At 37.3% G+C, this 18935-nt stretch carries 13 protein-coding genes and 1 pseudogene; 6 read left to right on the forward strand and 8 right to left on the reverse strand.

Features of this window, described 5'->3' with window-relative positions; genetic code table 11:
* Positions 1–65: 65 nt before the first annotated feature.
* From H6G68_RS21245 to H6G68_RS21260, 4 genes and pseudogenes are all read right to left on the reverse strand, one after another.
* Entirely contained in the window at positions 66–653 is a 588-nt protein-coding gene (locus tag H6G68_RS21245; RefSeq protein ID WP_127055558.1) for a Crp/Fnr family transcriptional regulator, read from the reverse strand.
* 187 nt (positions 654–840) lie between these two features.
* Positions 841–963: pseudogene (locus H6G68_RS21250) on the reverse strand (DUF4058 family protein); the annotation flags it as partial.
* A gap of 234 nt (positions 964–1197) precedes the next feature.
* Positions 1198–2808, reverse strand: coding sequence for a helix-turn-helix domain-containing protein (locus tag H6G68_RS27815; RefSeq protein ID WP_190908424.1), 1611 nt, complete (start codon positions 2806–2808; stop codon positions 1198–1200).
* 324 nt (positions 2809–3132) lie between these two features.
* The gene (locus H6G68_RS21260) at positions 3133–4296 is read right to left on the reverse strand and encodes a hypothetical protein (RefSeq protein WP_190908425.1); all 1164 of its coding nucleotides are present in this window, start codon (positions 4294–4296) and stop codon (positions 3133–3135) included.
* A 247-nt stretch (positions 4297–4543) separates the two neighbouring features.
* On the opposite strand from H6G68_RS21260, the gene H6G68_RS21265 reads away from it, so the two are divergent.
* The 3 genes from H6G68_RS21265 to H6G68_RS21275 all read left to right on the forward strand — a co-directional run bounded on the left by H6G68_RS21265 (position 4544) and on the right by H6G68_RS21275 (position 6982).
* On the forward strand, positions 4544–4747 hold the full coding sequence (locus H6G68_RS21265) for a hypothetical protein (RefSeq protein WP_190908426.1): 204 nt from the start codon (positions 4544–4546) through the stop codon (positions 4745–4747).
* Between the two features lie 559 nt (positions 4748–5306).
* Positions 5307–5735: a helix-turn-helix domain-containing protein gene (locus H6G68_RS21270; protein WP_190908427.1), complete on the forward strand. Its 429-nt coding sequence runs from the start codon at positions 5307–5309 to the stop codon at positions 5733–5735.
* Between the two features lie 551 nt (positions 5736–6286).
* Complete coding sequence (locus tag H6G68_RS21275) at positions 6287–6982, forward strand: response regulator transcription factor (RefSeq protein WP_015364281.1); 696 nt, start codon at positions 6287–6289, stop codon at positions 6980–6982.
* On the opposite strand, the gene H6G68_RS21280 is transcribed toward H6G68_RS21275, so the two are convergent.
* The 3 genes from H6G68_RS21280 to H6G68_RS21290 all read right to left on the reverse strand — a co-directional run bounded on the left by H6G68_RS21280 (position 6971) and on the right by H6G68_RS21290 (position 9716).
* Positions 6971–7624 (reverse strand): DUF6753 family protein, encoded by a 654-nt coding sequence (locus H6G68_RS21280; protein ID WP_190908428.1) that lies wholly within the window; start codon positions 7622–7624, stop codon positions 6971–6973. The two genes, H6G68_RS21275 and H6G68_RS21280, sit on opposite strands and share 12 nt — an antisense overlap.
* 438 nt (positions 7625–8062) lie before the next feature.
* A complete protein-coding gene (locus H6G68_RS21285) occupies positions 8063–8869 on the reverse strand; it encodes a hypothetical protein (RefSeq protein ID WP_190908429.1) in 807 nt (268 codons plus the stop codon).
* Complete coding sequence (locus H6G68_RS21290) at positions 8841–9716, reverse strand: nucleotide-binding protein (protein ID WP_190908430.1); 876 nt, start codon at positions 9714–9716, stop codon at positions 8841–8843. The genes H6G68_RS21285 and H6G68_RS21290 overlap by 29 nt, the downstream gene beginning before the upstream one ends.
* A 453-nt stretch (positions 9717–10169) precedes the next feature.
* Between H6G68_RS21290 and H6G68_RS21295 the strand changes: the two genes are divergently transcribed.
* Complete coding sequence (locus tag H6G68_RS21295) at positions 10170–10463, forward strand: hypothetical protein (RefSeq protein ID WP_242045349.1); 294 nt, start codon at positions 10170–10172, stop codon at positions 10461–10463.
* Positions 10433–14584, forward strand: coding sequence for a hypothetical protein (locus tag H6G68_RS21300; RefSeq protein ID WP_190908431.1), 4152 nt, complete (start codon positions 10433–10435; stop codon positions 14582–14584). The genes H6G68_RS21295 and H6G68_RS21300 overlap by 31 nt, the downstream gene beginning before the upstream one ends.
* Before the next feature lie 130 nt (positions 14585–14714).
* Here H6G68_RS21300 and H6G68_RS21305 read toward each other — a convergent pair whose 3' ends face one another.
* Positions 14715–15602 carry a hypothetical protein gene (locus H6G68_RS21305; RefSeq protein ID WP_190908432.1) on the reverse strand — a complete coding sequence of 296 codons (888 nt, stop codon included), beginning with the start codon at positions 15600–15602 and terminating at the stop codon, positions 14715–14717.
* A gap of 18 nt (positions 15603–15620) precedes the next feature.
* Between H6G68_RS21305 and H6G68_RS21310 the strand changes: the two genes are divergently transcribed.
* Positions 15621–18830: a DEAD/DEAH box helicase gene (locus H6G68_RS21310; RefSeq protein ID WP_242045350.1), complete on the forward strand. Its 3210-nt coding sequence runs from the start codon at positions 15621–15623 to the stop codon at positions 18828–18830.
* Positions 18831–18935 lie beyond the last annotated feature (105 nt).

Here is an 18935-nt window from a genome sequence, read left to right on the forward strand (position 1 = left end):
GCAGATTTTTGTATTGGAAGTGTTTCGTTGCGAATCTACCTCATAAGCCCCTAGCCTGCATTGACTTAAGTTAAGAAAGCTTCTTCACGATGGACTCTGCGTTTCAATCGACTCAGGGATTCTGGCTCGATACCAAGATACGATGCTAGATAGTATTGAGGAATGCGCTGCAAGAGTGAAGGTTCAGTTTGAATCAGGTTGAGATAACGCTGTTCAGGCGTATCTCTGAAAAGAGAAAGCAATTTAGAGCGCAGCATAAACGCAAGGCTTTCAGCATGGAGTCGAAGAAATTTTTGACCATCTGGTGCTACTTCAAAAGCGTGAATTACCTGATGATTAACAAGTAGTACCTCAGAGTCCTCAATTGCCTGACAGGAAAAACACGCGGGTCGCTGCTTGCGGAAACTTTCATAGTCACCTAGCGGTTGATGTTCAGCGTGGAAGAACAGAGTAAGCTCTTTTGCGTCTTTGAGGAAAAATGTTCTCAGACAACCAGAGAGTGTCAAGCCGACAAAATCACAGACATCGCCTTCCCGAAACAAGAATTCTCCCTTGTAAACCTTTCTTGACTCTAGCAGTGGCTCAACAACGGCCACATCAATTTTAAATTCAGGCAAAATCTGCCGAATAAATTCATAAAACGGTTTATACATTTGACAATCTGAACTTTAGCTTTTGATGCCTACACATATTTTATTGCCAAGGCATCAATAATTTTCTCATAGATGCTACTAGATAAAATAATTGCTGTGGATTATACCTGTAATTAGTCATCTCATTGCAACCATAAGCAGGTTTTATAGTTCAACGAAAGAATGAGGTTTATAGAAGTTGGGAATAATATTTTTTATTCAGATGAGATGATATATCATCAGCAATTGCTGTAATTAATCTATGGTGTACTTCTGACCATAAATCAGGATTTTCTAAATAGGGATTCATCCCTGGAAATGGTGAAGTCATAGGTTTTGGTTCTATCTATTTATGACTTTAGTATATATCAATCCAAACTCTCTTAATTTTGACCACTCAACACCTTGACACAAAATACTTAAAATTTTATTCAACTCCTTAATATAGTAATTATTCAGAAAATAAATCAGCTTCTTCATCAATTGTAATGTTAAAATTTTTCCTAAACTTAGTTAAGCTAAAATCACTATAAGCCATTGCTCTTACCTAATTATTTTCAACAGTTTATCTAAAATTTAAAATCTCTTTAATTATAGCAGTATACTTTTCAGGAATAGGTGCATTTTTACCCTTAGTCTCAATATCCCTGACCCAGCTTTGACTCATACCTACAGCATGAGCAAAATCTCTTTGACTCATTTTTTTAGCTGTTCTCATTTGTTTAACCAAGCTGCCAGTTATTTTATTGATAACAGGTATATTCCTAACTGTTACTTTACCATTACGTACTCCCGAAGTTTCAGCTACGCCAGAATTATTTATGACAACATCAACCTGACTTTGTGTTTTTACACCAGCTTGATGAGATTTTATGTAAAATTTTGTATTTTTTTGATTTTTTACTGATTTATTATTATTTATCTGTGAAGAAGGTAACTTAAAACTTAACTTAGCAGGTAATAAAATATTTTGAATATAATTATCTGGTAACTTCTTCTTCCCCAGTAACTTTTGATTTCTTTCTTGAGGTGATAAATGAGCTACTTCTTCTGGTATTGCCCACAAAGGTCTTAACCACATTGGGTAGGTTATATCATCAAACTCAATCGTCATATTAACTTTATCTTTTAATAGCAGAAAAGCTTCTTCTAAATCTTCTCTCAATCGCCAACCATACCGATAATCACTGACTGCTTTTTCAATTTGAGAACCTGGTAAGATATTACTCAATAAATTATGAATTGTGTAAGTACCATTTTTATGAGCGCGATTATTTTGAATAATATATAAAGCAAGTTCAAAAGCTAGTTTATGTTTATGTGCATCTAAATCAAAGACTTGCTTAGGCATAAACCCACATTGATAGAGTGCAGTTTTTGATTTTTCTCCTTCAGCATTGAGAAAATTATAAGTCCAAAGTCCAGGCTGTACACGAATGATAACTTCTAATAAATCTTCTGGTTCTTGAAATAAATTCGGTTGACTATATTCCTGTACACTGACCATCCACAGTAAACAACGTTCTTTAATACTAAGATTTAAATCGCCTTCGTACCATTGAATTACCGCTCCTAAAGTACCAACTACCATAGCCAAATCTGCTATAGCTTTGAGTTTTTGTGATTTACTGAGTTTTTTACTTTTATATATTTGCAGTGTCTTAATTAGTTCTGAACCACGCAGGATAAAAGGCTGTTTCCAAGGTTCTTTTTGTTGTGTAGCATAAGTAGCAAATACTGCGTGTAATCTAGCAGCCATTACACCGTACTTTTCCAGAATTTGATGTTCCGCACCATCCAAGATATATTGTGGTTGATGTGCTTGTTGGTGAAGTATGTAGAACTCGATATAACGACCTTTACCAAATTCTTTTGAGAAGTAAAGCTTGCCATCAGTATACTTATTCCAATCAGGTTGTTTAAGGTATGCTTGGGTAGCACTAATAATTGGCGCACTTGTTGCTGTCATCTCGTAGTTGTTGTTTATAAATAGCGGTTGTTCTGTGAAAGGAAGGTTTTTAGCTTTTCTGAGCTGCTTAGTAGTTGTTGGTATTTGTGGATTAGCAATAGCGCCAGTTCCAGTTTTGCGTGTAGCATCTGCTGGGTAAGGTATTGCTAATTGATAGCCTGATAATTCAGGTTTTGGATATCTTCTATTATTCTCTCTTACTGACACCAAAACTGTCCTCCCCCAAATTACCAAATGTTGACATGATTAGAAGTTGCTTTTCGCTGTTAATACTGAAAATACTGTTTAAACTTATTTTCCTAAGCACAAGATTTATAGGCATACAAGGAAAACCCATATACCTTTAAATTTGTTATTTATTAATGAATTGCTACTTTTTTAAAACCTGCTACTTATAAGCCTCTTGCAACAACTAATGTTGATTGATGTTGGTTAAGCTATGGCTACGCCATTCAAGCTATTAAAAGTTTTTATTTTGATTTTCACTTCTATTTGCCTCAGATATTGTCTCTTGGCTTAAAATCCTGAATATTAAGCAACTTCTGAAACTACAGTACCTACGAAATTTTCATCAATATCTGTATTTTGCTTTTTATTTTCGTGTGAAAGCTTTTCTTCTACCAGTTTTGTCAACCAGTCCATAACAGTTAAACCTGAATCTTTAGCAGCATCTTGGAGGAGAGGTTGTAACTGTGCTGGAAGTTGTAAAGTCAGGTTAAAGGTTTCTCGTAATGGAATTACATTTTTTCTGACTTGAGAAGATTCTCCAAAGCGGTAAGTCCAGTATTCGCATTCTGCACCACGTTGGTTGCCGTCTTTCTCAACAAAGCTTAATTTACCCAGGCGATCGCAATAAAAACTTTGGTGATCATCTTTTATCAACTCTTGACTAGAATGACGGCAATTCCAGCAACTACGGTTTAATGATTGCTCAGAATTATCAGTTGATTGGTGTTGTTGTTCAAAAGAATGCTTTTGCCTAGATTTATTTGCTGAGTTCTCTCGGTGGTACTCTCTTGCTACTTGCGCAACGTGAGCAGCTGTGACTTTACTATTGGGGGCTGTAGAAACTGCTTTAGCCCAAGCTTCGCGTTGTTTTTCTGGGGGTAGTGTTACTAAGGGTCTGATTTGACGTTCGTTCGTAGGCAGAATTTGATTTTGTGATCCATGGGTCACATTTACAAAACTTCGTGATCCACAAGTTAGAGTTTCAGGATTTTGTGATCCATGGGTCACATTTACAAAACTTTGTGATCCACGGGTCACATTTTCATAAACCAATGCAGCTTGTATCAAGCGATAAGCAGACCGTCGGGACATTTCCCAACGGTTCAGGCAATATTCATCAAAGGTTTTGTAACTTTGCCGATAAAGCTGTTTATCTCGAATTTGACCCAAAGATTGTCCGATGTCCCAAAAAGCTCTTAAACCCTTTTCAATTCTGTCCTCTAATCTACCTAGTTCGACTGTTATGGCTTCGCCACGCAGGCTATCACCTTCATTCAGATGATCCGCGCTGTTTGATAGGTATTGATTAGCTGCCTGATTTTGTTCAGAGTTCGTCTCCATTGGATCAATATCTTCGGCAACAGTAAGATTTTGTGTATCCAAAAAGATGTTAGAATTAGAAGATAACCCTGCTTGGTTCTCTCCTCCATTCATAGAGACTCGATTTAAGTCTATTGTGTACGTCATAACTTTAGATTTGAGAGTGATAACACCTTGTTTATTGACAGATGCTTTCTCAAGTAGATTTTGTTACTTGCCCCCTGCAATATTAATAATCTTGCACAGCGCAATATAAGTTGCATCTAAATTTATAATTTCTTAACAATTGATGTTGACTAATATGGCACTAGGTCTCCCACTAAAACAGATGCAATAACCATTTCTAGTGGATGCAGTTCAAGTTTTCATATAGCGGACTGGAGTTTGATAAAATATGCTTATATATACTATAGTATTTACTGAGAAAGGCTTTGTCTTTATTCACTCAATCGCACACTGCCATAATCCTCTTTTATCAACATTAGATAAATTAATGAAGTTGCGTTATTTTAGCCAACGAAGAATTAAGGTTTTACCCTACTTTGACCGAAGAGGGATAAGTACAGAAAGTATGGAAAATTTCGTAATTGCTCAATAATTTAGGGAAAAATGATTGTTCACTCCCCCCTCTAAAATTGTTGAACCCCTTGATTTATTGTTGAAGATAGGTGAAGAGAGCGAATAGCTAATGGGTAAATAGCTCAAGAAAAACCTCAAAAGACGCAAAATCGTTACCGATACGGTAGTTTTTCCCTAATTATTGAGCTAATACAAAATTTTAACTTCTTACCTAATAAGGGTGATAAAATGTATTTCTTAGGAACAGCCCAACTAGAATTGAGTAGTTAGGCACAATTTAATAAAAAACCTCTCTTCAAACCTTTATCTTGTGATATAAGGAGCTTTCACTTCCTTTTCAAGGAGTCGGAGGGTTAGGTTTGTCATATTTTTTATCGCTTATTTACTTACAACACCTGTTAGGGATGAAAGAAACATATCGTGTTCTTATAATGATTTACCTGTTACCTGTTTGATTAGAACATTATTTGTCTTCACCAATCCTATCAATTAAGTAAAACGTGCGATAAAAATAAACTGTTGTACTTGTTGAAAAAGCAAAAGTAAATTTTATAACTGGTAGAACCAGGTTTTCTACTATGCAAAAACGTCATAAACGATTAGTCGAGTTAATTGAACATTTATTAAAAGAAGGCTGGACTCAAACAACTTTATCTGTAGAAATTGGTGTTGATTTTTCAACTGTATATAGATGGTTGAAAGGTAAAGCTATTCCCGAAACTGACTCTAAAAATTTCTTGCGTTTAGCAAAATTGAGTGGTGGTGATAGTGAAACTCTGGAACAATACTTAGAAGGTTATATATCTCTATCTACTTACCTTCAAAATTTTGATTTGGACGAAAACTCATTAAATACTGTTACAACCAGCAATAAATATCCTGTTGAACAAATTAAGAAGGAAGTCATGGCACGAATTTATACCCTAGATCCAGTAGATATTGCTGATATAATCAACACAAGTGTAAAATTTTTAGCAGAAAGTAGCAAGCCAGCTATAAGAGCATAAGCTAATTATTAATAGTATAGCTTGTGCTGTTAATTGTACCACTACCAAAAGATATAAAAAAGGTATAAAAATTTTATAACCCGGAATTTGATGTCAAGTTCCATTTGCTAAGTTGTGGTTTTATATTGGTATGTCCAGTATTGTAAAATACCCAAAATAACTTGGCTGTATTTTATCCTGTTCTGTCCAGGTAAAGGTACAAAGATTGATTTTTATTAGGTAATTTCTCTCTAATCTTTATATAAATGCCATTCAAAAAAATAGCACCCAAGATATAGAGGGCTAATCTAGCCTTACCTAGAGAAATTTAATAAAATTCAATCTTTTGGATGTTGTTTTTCTATCTTTATTTTGATATGGAAATTATTTAAATTTTTTCTTTCTGATAATTATTAAATACACCATAGAGTTTACTCTATGGGTAAATCTTAAGAAAATATTAAATTAATATATTTGTCATCTATCTAACTTAATAGATAAGTTAGCATTTCTAAATATCATCATTAATACTGCCAAATCAGAAGAAACCGCAAACATAGTAGGTGAACAACATGATAAAAACAGTAATTATCGATGACCATGAGTTGAGTAGATATGGTATCAATGTGTTACTTACGGCTGCTCATGATATCGAGATTTGTGGGGAAGCTGAAACAGCATCAGAAGGACTCAAACTAATAAAAACTTATACTCCACACATAGCTCTTGTTAATCTGCATCTTCAAGATGATAGTGGTATTGAAGTCGTAAAACGAATTAAACAAGTATCATCAATCACTAAAATAGTGATTTTTAATGCTCAAGCTATGGAAGACTCTGTTAGAGAAGCTTTCGCAGCAGGTACAGATTCATATTGCACAAGGACGATAGCTAAAGAAAAGTTAGCAGAAGCTATTTATGTGACACACAAAGGAGGAAATTGGTTAGATTCTGCGATCGCTAAAATATTAATTCAAAATTTGCAACTTCAACAATTAGTAGTTACTCCCAGTCTGAAAATAAAACGAGTGTGCCGGCAATATTCGCTTAGTTCTAGGGAATTAGAGATTTTGCAAATGATTGCTATTGGTGATAGAAATAATCAAATTGCCAACAAACTTTTTTTGAGTGTAGGTACTGTGAGGTCTCATGTCCATCGCATTCTAACTAAACTCGATTGTCAAAACCGCGCTCAAGCTGCTACAAAAGCAATTGTAGAGGGACTGATAGATAGTCCAGAAACAAATCAAATCAGTTTAACGGCTTGATTTTGATTTTTGATTTAATTGATCTAGATAACGTTGTCGCTCGTCATTATTCACAACCCAAATCATACATCTGCCTTTTAATTGAGCTTTTTTGGCTCGACAAACACTCAAATCAAAATCGTTCCATTTCATAATTTGACGAGCAAATTCTCCGTCTTTTGACTTAGCCCAATTCAGAATTTCTTGTTCTTCTAAGGTCAAGCGAACTGGTTCTGTTAAACTTCTACCTCTCCAAAGAAAAATTATATTACCAGTCAACATAACAACACCAAACACACCAGATAATACCAGACCAGTGGCTATTAAAGGATTAAAGACGGATCTAGATTTTTTCTGTTCTGCTTTGCTTAACAATGTTGATACTGCTTTGGCGATCGCGCTTTTTTGTTGAACAATGGCTACACTTGATGCTTTATCAAGTTTGTCATCTATTTCTGTTGTCCAACCTTCTACTACAGTGTTAAGTTTTCCTGGGATGTCTTCCATCAAGACCTCAAATTTACCCAGGGAACTTAACACCAAAAACAACGGATCTTTAGGATTGATACCAGAACGTCTAACCACATCTAGAACTTTCTGTTTAAAATGATCTGATTGTCCTGCTAATGTTGTATCTAAAGAAGCTTCTACAGAGGTGTTCATAAGTTTATGTGCCTTTTTTAAGTTTCTTGATAGAGATGATAAGTAGGTTGGCGTTGAAAATTGTCGTTACTTCGACTCCGCTCAGTAACCTATGGCAGGGCAAGAGGAAAAAGTGAAGAAGTTTTGGGTAATTTTACTTTTCTTTACACAAATTGGTTTTATTGTGTTCACCTACTCGTAGGAATCAAATATGATTCCTATATGTCAGTTTTTTATTGTGCTGAAATGGACAGAATTAATTACATATTGGTTATTTACCAATTCTGTGTTAATCAACAATTTCAGCCCAGATGTTTGTGTAATTAATTTTGTCCGATTATTTATATGCAACTTCATATTAATTGGGTATAAATCCTAAAATCTTTCTAAATTATGATTTTTTTTCTACGCATAATTTTATTCCTATTTATTCCTAATTTTGAATATTTACAAAAAAGCTTAAAAATCGCTATTTAAGTAATTTTGTAAATCTACTGTTGATGTAATGTTTAATAAACCCAATAATTCCCCAATATGTTTATTATCCTTAATTTGTTTACCAAATTCTTCCATCCAGTTAAAGACACGAGAACGGTTCATAAAATCTATTTCAGAGTTTTGGAGGGCATAGTGATAAGGTGAATCCAGAGATTCTAATAATTCATAAGTATCTCTCCATAACTTACCCAAATATAATTCATTGTTTCTACTTTCTTGGATACGCTGTTGAATATCCGAACCATCATAGTAAGGAAATTCATCACCAAAATACAGATTTTTGATAATGATGTAGTCTGCTTTATTTCCATAACAATTAAAAAGCTCTTGTAGATAATCTGTGCAATCTCTCCGATAAGAAATTGGATGTACAAAGGTGATACGATAACCTAATTGAGCAATTGCATCCCACAGCATTACTTCTTCGGCAAATTGTCGGAATTCTTCAAAACTTTGTCCGGGTAAGTCACTCAGAGCTACTTGCACATCAGAAAAACTCTCTAAATCAATTAATAATTGGTCTGCACCACCTTGTGTTAAGGGCAATTGAGCAATAGGTAATAACAGCTGATAAGCATACAATTTATTGCGATTACCACTGTAGTAAACTCTGAGATTTAGTTGTGATTCTAGATAAAACTCTAGTAACAACCTTGCTGTTGTTGACTTACCTACCCTAGCATCGCCAACAGTCATTACCAGTCGTTTAGGATTGGGGATAATCTCTGGATTGTTGGGGTTATGCGGCTTGATCTGTGATGACTGCATTTTCTTTTATCCCTAATAATTCATTAGCATTCAATACGCTTTGCTCAAATTCTTTCAACCAAGCTGATACACGAGATTTAATGACAATGTTGGCTTGTTTATCTTCTAAAACTTCACTAAAAGTCAAGTTTTTTTCATCTATATAGTCATAAGGTTTGAAAAACAAATCTGGCATTTTAATTTCTACCGCACCAGCATCTAAAAGTTTAGTGCGAGTATCAGAACTGTCGTAGCGTTCAAACTTATCAGCTTCACCGTGGAATAGATTTTTCACAACTACATAATCAACGCGATCGCCACAATATTTGTGAAGAATTCGTAATATATTCACTGAGTCTTTTACCCTAGATAGTACACTCACCATAGTGACTCTGTATCCTAAGCCTTTGACAGCATCAAATACACCCAAGTCTTTCTCAAAATTCTCAAAAAACAGACCTGATTGGGCGGGTAAATCTACTAATACCAGTGGGGGAAGTTCTTTTTCTAAGTCTATTAGTAAGTCATCTGCACCACCTCTTGTGAAAATATCAAGTAGCTTGACTCCAGGTTGTGCGGAGTCGTAGTGTCTATATAATTGGGCATTGCGATGATCTGAGTCATAAGCCAAATATTTTAACTGTTTGTTGATATATAAATGTAGCAATCCCCTTGCAAATGTGGATTTACCTACACCTCCTTTATCCCCTGTGATAATTACTATTCTTCCTGTTGGATCAGTTGTTTCTAACTGTTGATTTTCTACTGTTTCAGTATCTGTTGTTACCTGTTGATTTTGTGTAGTATCTTCATTTGATTGATTCTGTTCATTTTCATTCACGGTGATTTTTTTCCTTTTTCTAGTCATAAATTAAGCAATGATTTGCTTCAATTTTGAAGATATTCTGGTAATCAAAGAGATAAACTGCAAACTGCCTTTTATCTGAGTTAAGTTATAATTAACTACGGTTGAATTTTATTTTCGATTTTTATTAAATGTGTCAGTTGTATTTTTACACTTTATTTAGCTATTTAAAAACCATCATTTGATGTAAAGTGGTAGGCTTTTTGATGTATTTCATTTTGATTGATTATTCCTAAATTCAATTTCTACCCCAATCAGTGCTTCTGTGAAGTGCTGCATTAAATTTGAAGTCAGATAAATTTGGTTAAAACTTGTCTTGATCTCGTTGATTGACGTAGTTCTTTTGTCTGCGCTTTCCATTCCAGCTTTACTCGCGCAAAAAATGCGAAGATAAGCTAAGTTGGCTACTACGGTTTTCTGTTATATTTCCTGGATGGAAGGGATGAAAAAACGAGCATGACAAACTTGCTGGCTGGAACAGAAGTCCAAGCGCGAAATATGCGCTGGGAAGTGGTTAGCACTACCCAATTAGGACAACAAACTCTCTACCGTCTGCGGTGCTTGGAGGGAGAATTACGAGGTAGTGAATTTGATATTCTCTATCCTTTTGAATCTGTAGAGCCAGTAATTCGTGATTTGCGTCCAGATCGTGCCGCCCCTTTGCGTAAGCGGAAACACTGCAAACAACTTGGCAGACATATTGCCGTAAATTGCGGGAATTGGCGACTAGAGGTGGTGCAGTGCGGGTGAGAAATCATGTAATTTTACCCTTGCTGAAGTTGTTGGAATATGACCACATTGAGTCAGCAGGGGAAGTTTCAACCCGTGAAGGATTAGAGTCTGGAGGTGAAGTATTAGTCACAGCGGATGGAAAAACCAAGTTACGGGTTTGGTGTACTGACTTTGAAATTGATTTAGATGCCCCAGCACGGAGGGGTAGTGCTTATCGTTATAGCCATTTACGCAGCGCCCAGCGGGTTTTACTCACCTGTGGCGAACGGTTGGGATTATTGACAAACGGTGTAGAATTACGGTTGTTGATTTCTGATCCAGCACGGCCAGATTCTCAGATTACCATTGCTATTGACCCCTATTGGAAGCGTAACCGCAATTTACCTGATTCTTTTTTGCTGTTGTTAGCTTTAGCATCTCCTAGCGGGGTAAAAGCGTTACCAGATTTGGTGGAAAAAGCGCGGTTACAACAAGCGCGGGTAACAAAGGAACTGCGAGTACAGGCGCGGCGTGCAGTTGAAAGCTTTATACAAGAGATTTTAGATCATCCAGCAAACCAAGGATGTTTGGAGGATACTGAAAGTTGGGAGGGGTTAGCGAAGCAGCTATGGAAAGAGGGGTTAATTATTATTTACCGACTGCTGTTTATCTTGAAACTGGAAACTAGCGACAATACAGCACAGGCGTTTAGTTTTGCTTCCACAAGTTTATGGCGGAATAGTTTTTCTCCCAGTACAGCCTTAGCGAGTTATGCCAGAAATGTCCTAGATGATGGTTGGGAAACAGGAAGTTTGCTAGAATCTGGAATGCGATCGCTTTTTAAAATGTTTGCAGAAGGACTTTCTTGCAGCGAATTATCTGTAAAACCCTTGGGTGGCGCATTGTTTGGCGTTGATAGTACACCCATTTTATCTAGTTTAACTTGGGGAGAGAGAGCGATCGCTCATTTACTCGACCAGTTATTATGGACAACAGCCCAACGCGGTACAAAAACACGGGAACGTGTACATTATGGACCTTTAAACGTGGAAGATTTAGGGCGAGTTTATGAAGCATTATTAGAATTAGAACCAGGAATTACTACAGAACCAATGTGTCGTTTACGGCGACAAAAATTAGAAGTAGTATTACCCATTTCTCAAGGTGAAAAATATCGCCCAGTTCGTAGTGAAGACTTCACTCCTCAAGACATAGAAGACGACGACGAAGAAATAGAAAGCGAAGAGGAAGAAGAAACACCAAAACGCGGTAAAAAAACTAAAGTTGAATGGATAGAAGAAATTCCCCCCAACCGTTTTTATTTGCGGGTGGGTTTAGGTAGAAAAGCCAGTGGTTCTTATTATACACCTCATTCTTTTGTGCGGTTTTTAGTTAAAGAAACTCTAGAACCGCAAATTAATGAACGTTCTCCCCAACAAGATCCCCAACCCGGAGAAATTCTTAAATTAAAAGTATTAGATCCTTCAATGGGAAGCGGACACTTTTTAGTAGAAGCTTGTCGGTTTTTAGGTGATAAATTATATGAAGCTTGTCGTTTGTGTGATGAGTTAGCAAACGAGGCGGAAAAACAAGCAGAACAAGCAAAATTCAACAATGATTTAGAGACGTTTACAAAAATGTCTCTCCTGTCCAAAAATTACCGTCAAAGAGTAATTGATTTACCAGATACGGATGATAAATTAGTTAAATATCTGCCTTCATCTGCACCGGAGGGGGAAGAATCTGGTTATTCTCAAGATGAAGCAAAAGCCATCTGTCGGCGGTTGGTAGCAGTGCATTGTCTTTATGGTGTAGATAAGAATCCATTAGCAGTAGAATTGGCTAAATTATCTCTCTGGTTAGAATCTCATGCAGAAGGTTTACCTTTAACATTTTTAGATCATCGGTTAGTAGTGGGAGATTCCCTCACAGGTCCATTTTTTGAGCATTTATTGAAAGAACCGGGGACACAACATGATGTCCAAAAACTGCTTTGGCAAAATGTCAATCAGCAGTTTAAACAGGCAATTAATGAAGCATTAAAACACATTCGAGATTTAGAAGCCACTATTGGTATTGATATTTCTGATTTAATATTTAAACAAGCAGCCAAGCAAAAATTAGATATTGCTTTAGCACCCTTTAAAATCGTTGCGGCGGCTTGGGCTGGCGGGGTAATGTTGGGTGATAAAAGTGGCGATGTTGATTATTCTAATTTAGTCAATATTGTGGGGACAACGGGAGACTTACCGGAAGATTTAGCGGATAAACCTAAGTTATTAGAAATGATTGCACGGGGTTTGGATGTGGAGAATGTCCCCTCACAACGTGAGGATTTATTAGCGGTTTTAGTATCTGGTAAATGTGTGTCGGCTTTTCCTTATGATTTGGCTTTTGCTGAGGTATTTTATCCCACTGGGAGTTTAGATAATCGTCGCGGTTTTGATGCGGTTTTAGGAAATCCACCTTGGGATGCTGTGCGTCCAAAAGCTAAAGAATTTTTTGCAGCGTTTGATTTTGATATTTTGGCTGCACCAACAAAAAGAGAACGTACAGAAATAGAAAATAAATTAAAATCTGATAATAAAATTGCAGATTTACATAAAAAATATGAAGTAGAATTTACAGAACAACATCGAATTCATGATGTAATTTATAAATTTCAAGTGGTTCGGATAAATGGTGATAAGACTGGAGGAGATCCAGACGCAGCAAAATTATTTATAGAACGCAATACACAACTTTTACATCATTCTGCATTAACAGGGGTGGTAATTCCTTCTGGTTTTCATGCAAATGAAGGTGCTACAGGAATTCGTCAGCTTTATTTTGAAAATATGGCGATAAAGTGTTGTTATTCATTTGAAAATAGACGCAAGTTATTTGAAATTGACTCTCGCTTTAAATTTGCCGCAATTATCGCTAAACGTGGAGAAATTACAACCGAGTTCCCCTGTGCTTTTTATCTTCATGATGATGAATGGTTATTTGATAGAACAAGTAAACATCAATCACTTAATTATACTCTTGATTTTGTTCAAAAAACTGGAGGTAAATATTTAAGTCTTTTAGAATTGCGTTCAGAAAAAGATTTAGATGTTGCTAAAACTTGCTTTGCTAATAGCGAATCTTTCGGTAAAGTTTGTGATTCATTAAATATTAAATTAGGTCGTGAATTACACATGACCGATGATGCTTGGCGATTTACGCCCACTTCTGAAATTTTACCAGAAGGTAAAGATCCGCGAGATCCAGATGTTGCAAAGCAACTTTTAGAAATGGGTTATATTATCTTACATGAAGGTAAAACTTTTTGGCATTACGATGATAGATGGGATGATTCACCCCGTTATCTAGTTTCATTAACTAAACTAAATGATAAATACATATATACAGAAAGATGCAAATATATTCGTCTTGCGTATCGTTCTATTGCTAGTGCTACAAATGAAAGAACTGCTATATTTAGCTTATTACCTGCTGGGATAACTTGTGGTCATTCAGTAGGAATTGAACAAAATTCTAATCAGCGAATATCTTCTGCACCTATATTTGTGATACCGATTGCTAATTCTTTTATTTTTGATTGGTGCTTAAGACAAATGGTTGCAGCTAATGTTACCCAGTATCTTCTGTTCACAACTCCTATTCCTTTTTCTTTGATTGATAAACAAAATTTCTTCTTTAAATCTTTCCTCTCTCATTCCGCTTTACGCCTAACCTGTAACCATACCGGTTACTTACCTCTATGGCGTGAACAACTTAACGAAGAATGGCGAGAACCGAACAAACCCCCCTTCACCTTCCCAGTTTTATCAACTGATGATGAACGCTGGGAAATTCGCGCCGCCATTGATGCAGTAGTCGCCCAAGCTTATGGATTAAACCGCCAACAATACGCCCATATTCTATCAACATTCAGCCACAAAAGTTACCCCAAAGCACCGCAATTGTGCCTTACATATTTTGACGCATTGCAAACAATAGGAATAGAAGAATTTACCCAAAAATATGATCCCTATTGGGATATTCCCCTCAACGAAAACCTACCCCAACCAGTCATAGAATTACCCCTTCCCAAGGAAAATCAAGTTTCCACAGAAGATGGAACATTTCAACTCACCAGCGAACCACCCAAGAAAACCCGACGCAAAAAATAGCAGGGAGAAAAAAGTTAAAATAATCAGTTTTCATCCTGTAAATCCTTTAATCCTGGATATCCTGATTCAGACAAAAAATATTATATAATTTAGATTGGGTTGTATCTTGAACCCAACCTGCTAAAAATAGTTAATTATTGAATCTTGCTAACAACTCCTCACGGGATAATTGTAAACACAAACGAGTATATTCCTCTGTTGGTAAATTTAGCAGATTATCCATAATTCTGGATAATTCATCATCCAAATTTCCAAATTTTGCCCTCAACAAATTTTCCAAAACTAAACGCTGTCCTTGCTGTACACCTTCTTGTACAGCCTCAGCCCTTGCTTTTTGATAAGCCTCTGTTAACATCATAATTAACTCCTGGTCATCTTCTGTTAATATTTCCTGAGTTTGCACACTCACACGCCAACTAAAAACCAGTTCTAGAATGTTGTGCCGCAACGGGTTTTCCGGTGGTAGTGCAACCAATTCTTTCACCGCTTCCTGTTGAACCTTTCCTCTTCCTAATAACCTACATAAAAGCGTTTCATCAGTGACAGGTAACTGGTTAATTGCCACTATCGCCGTTTTGAAAGCATCAGGCAGAAAAAATACCCCTGGTAGCCAATTATCTAAATCTAGTTTAGCTCCAAAACTCTCCAGTAAACCAGTAGAAGCAGAAGGAGCGAAAACCCATAGACTTGGTAAATTACCCTCTGGTAAAGAAGTATTTTCCCGTTTAGCTTTGCGTTGCAACTCCCCATAGACAGAAAAAAGCTTTATGATACAATTACGCACCTCAGTTTTACTAGGTTGGTTGCGAAAAGGCTCTAACAAAGCCGTACTTGCCGCTATTCTACCCAGTAACCCTAAAGACTGAGGATTTACTGTGGGTGATGGTACAGGAGAAAAGAAAATATCCACTTGACGAACTTCGTCAGTCACTTCCCGACTGACTTCCACTTTTCCCAAAGGTGACAGAAGTTCTTCTAAATATTGTTTCGCAAATTGGTCGTGTTGCTGTCGGGTCATTAATCTACCTTAACATCTATGAATAAACCTACATTTCAACTGCAAAATTTAATCTTACAAGGAGAAAACGCCCTAGTTGTCATCAGTTCAGTTTTAGTACAAAATATTGCTCTTCTCGACTGCACCAACATAGAAAATCTGACTCCAGAACAACTCACGTCCTTATTTTCTGCCATTCCCCCAACTTGGGATTTTAGCCAATTTAGCCAAGTTCTAGAACAACAAACTCTCACCCCTACATTAACAGCACAATTTCAGCAATTTATTAATGACAGATTTAATGATAGCCAGGGAATTACATTAGTTGAATCAGACCTTGCACCAGATATAAAACCTCAAGATAATTTAGAAAACTTATCCAACAATTCTCCCCCCTCCCCTGCTCCTTGCTCCCTGCTCCCTGCCTTTTCTCCCCAGCCTCTTTCCCCCCTCCATCCTATCAAAGCTTTAGATAAAGTAATTGCTGAATATCGTGATTATTTATTAACAGAGTTTCGTGCTAAAGACTCCCAATTAAAAGTAGCTTTAGAAAATGCCTTAGACGAACCTTTATTTTTAGCCCAAGAACCCTTTTATCAAGCTCATCGTCCTTTTAAAACTGGCGCACCTTGGCATTCATTACCCATTGATGGCAAACTAGCCCAAGTAATGCAACAACGTTCTAAAAGCCAGTTTGCTTACTTACACCAAAGTCAAGCCATATCCCACCTGCTGAGTCAGTCAGCTACACCCTTAGTCGTTACTACAGGTACAGGTAGCGGTAAAACTGAAACTTTCCTATTACCAGTTATTCAAAATGCTATTGAAGATGCTATTCAATTTAAAAAATCGGGACTAACCGCCATTTTAGTTTACCCGATGAATGCCCTCGCCAATGACCAACTCTTACGTATTGAAACATATTTAAAATCTTCTGGTTGGGATGGTGCTATTACTGTTGCTAAATATGACCGGGGTACTTCTCAATCACAACGTAACGCTTTACGCCAAAACCCACCACATATTTTATTAACTAATTATATGATGCTGGAATATTTGTTAGTTCGTCCAGCAGATCGAGAAAATATCTTTGCTAACCATCGTTGTCGTTTTTTGGTACTTGATGAAGTCCATACTTATCGGGGTACTCTGGGTAGTAACATTGCTTTACTGGTAAGACGACTCAAAACTCATCTAGCTAATGCTAAACAAGATTGGTGTCTTAACATTCCCCCAGAAATACAATTAAAACGCTATCCCCAACTTATCCCCGTTGGCACTTCTGCCACTATTAAAAGTGTAGATGCAGAAATGTCTCAAAAAGGAAACTTGCATGATGCAAACCCAATATCTCAAGCTGACAGAATTAGCCGTAGGGATGAAGCCGTTCAAGAATTTTTTAGTAAAATATCTGGTGCTATAAATTCTACTATTCGGGTAATTGGTGAAGAATTGGCAGAAATTCAGATACCTTTAGAAGCAGTATATTCTTCCCAACCAGTTACACTCCCAGATGTTGATGTCAGTAATGCAGAAGCTGTTAGACTTGCTCTTTGTGCTTTAGGCGGACAACCTGCAAATACACCAATTAACAAGGCCGTCTATCATTCCCGGCTGCTGTGGGATTTAAATCGCTGGCTGATTCGCTCCCCTTTATCCATATCACAAATTGTCGAAAAAGTCAAACAAGAAATAACTACTTATTCCCACTTTACCAACCAACAACTAGAAACTGAGATAAAAACTGCTTTATTAGTAGGTGCCGCCTTACCAGAAGGAACTCCCGCCGCTTTGCAACTCCGCGCTCATCGCCTGATTAGGGGTGGCTGGCAATTCCACCGTTGCATTAACCCCACCTGCGGCAAACTTTATCCAATGGGTGAAGAACGTTGTGATTGTGGCTATCAAACCGCTCCTCTCTACCTATGCCGTAATTGTGGAGCAGATTACCTGCGGTTTGCCGGAGAAGCCACAGCCGCACCTCTGCAACCTAGCGCCAGCCCAGGGGATGAGCCAGAATGGATGCTTTATGATACCAATCGTTTAAATAGTTATACAGATAATGAAGAAGACGATGAAGAACTAGCACCACCCTCTCCCACTGCTAAAAGTAGCCAAAAGCAACCCAAACAGATGAAAAAACGACCCATCTTGTACGGTTCTTTTGATATAAGTACCCTGTTCTTTAGTAGTGATGCCAACGAATATTCCTGGCGCGTTACCCTTGCCCCAGCGCGGACTCGTTGTTTATGTTGTAACGGTACAGCAGGTAGCCGCAACGTTATTACCCCTGTTGCTTTAGGAACATCCGCTGCCGTCAAAGTTTTAAGTGAGGGATTAGTGGAAGCTTTAGCTACTGCTAACCGGGGTCAACCGGAATATGATGGTAAAGAAAGGCTGCTAATTTTTAGTGACAGTCGCCAAGATGCTGCTCACCAAGCCAGATTTATTGTTTTTGCTAGTCGTTATGACAGAATGCGGCGACGAGTAGTGCAACTATTAAAATCTCAAGGGACACTTTCTTTGCAGCGCGTTGTGGAATTGTTGGGGCAAATAGGTATAGACGAACATGACAACAAATATGCACCCGCCAATTCTCAGGCTTGGTTGACAGATGAAGCTAAAGAAAGAATTCGCGCTTGGGAAGAAGCCCCCCTATTAGATGAAATCGCTATCACTGCTGGATATCGTGCCACTTTAATGAATTTGGGTTTAGTGCAAATTAAGTACCATCGCCTAGATGAATATGTGCAGACACAAGGCGCAGACATTGCTAGATATCTTGGTGTTTCGCAAGAGCATTTAGAATATATTTGCCGTTGCTTGCTTGATGAAATTCGCACTCGTGGCTGTCTTAACCGTGAGTTACTTCGTTATCACCCAGCCCATCCCAGTTGTCCCAAATATACTTTAGCTGCTGAGTGGGAACGCCGGATTAAGCAACCCCAAGGTTATGCTTTTTCAGGGGGACAACCAGTAGCTTACCTTGATAGTGCTACTGTTCCTTATGGTGTCAAAGTTAATAACCATTGGCGTAAACCTAAAGCTGGTGGTAGAGGACCCAGTTTAGAAAGAATTCTCAAACATCTACTATCTGGCTTTGGTGGCATAGAACCTACTGAAGAAAATATGATAGAACTGCTGGAATGGCTACAAAATGGTAGTTTCCTAGTAGCAGCCGAATTATACGGGTTTCGAGAAAAAATCAGCTTGTTGCAAATAAATGCCGAAATATTGCAAATGCAATAGACATCTCCGGAAATAGCTAAAGTGTTACTGCCACTGCTTTTAAAAGTGAGATGCCCCAATGCAAAGGTAGCTGGCTGGTACGCTAAAATAAGCGTTAGAGATGCC

It is taken from the genome of Anabaena catenula FACHB-362 (assembly GCF_014698735.1).
Taxonomy (GTDB): Bacteria; Cyanobacteriota; Cyanobacteriia; order Cyanobacteriales; family Nostocaceae; genus Anabaena; species Anabaena variabilis_A.

Bases quoted from the DNA above. Each gene is read 5' to 3' on its own strand.
- H6G68_RS21245 (WP_127055558.1), bottom strand. From the start codon at position 653: ATGTATAAACCGTTTTATGAATTTATTCGGCAGATTTTGCCTGAATTT.
- H6G68_RS21260 (WP_190908425.1), bottom strand. From the start codon at position 4,296: ATGACGTACACAATAGACTTAAATCGAGTCTCTATGAATGGAGGAGAG.
- H6G68_RS21265 (WP_190908426.1), top strand. From the start codon at position 4,544: ATGCTTATATATACTATAGTATTTACTGAGAAAGGCTTTGTCTTTATT.
- H6G68_RS21270 (WP_190908427.1), top strand. From the start codon at position 5,307: ATGCAAAAACGTCATAAACGATTAGTCGAGTTAATTGAACATTTATTA.
- H6G68_RS21275 (WP_015364281.1), top strand. From the start codon at position 6,287: ATGATAAAAACAGTAATTATCGATGACCATGAGTTGAGTAGATATGGT.
- H6G68_RS21280 (WP_190908428.1), bottom strand. From the start codon at position 7,624: ATGAACACCTCTGTAGAAGCTTCTTTAGATACAACATTAGCAGGACAA.
- H6G68_RS21285 (WP_190908429.1), bottom strand. From the start codon at position 8,869: ATGCAGTCATCACAGATCAAGCCGCATAACCCCAACAATCCAGAGATT.
- H6G68_RS21290 (WP_190908430.1), bottom strand. From the start codon at position 9,716: ATGACTAGAAAAAGGAAAAAAATCACCGTGAATGAAAATGAACAGAAT.
- H6G68_RS21295 (WP_242045349.1), top strand. From the start codon at position 10,170: ATGACAAACTTGCTGGCTGGAACAGAAGTCCAAGCGCGAAATATGCGC.
- H6G68_RS21305 (WP_190908432.1), bottom strand. From the start codon at position 15,602: ATGACCCGACAGCAACACGACCAATTTGCGAAACAATATTTAGAAGAA.
- H6G68_RS21310 (WP_242045350.1), top strand. From the start codon at position 15,621: ATGAATAAACCTACATTTCAACTGCAAAATTTAATCTTACAAGGAGAA.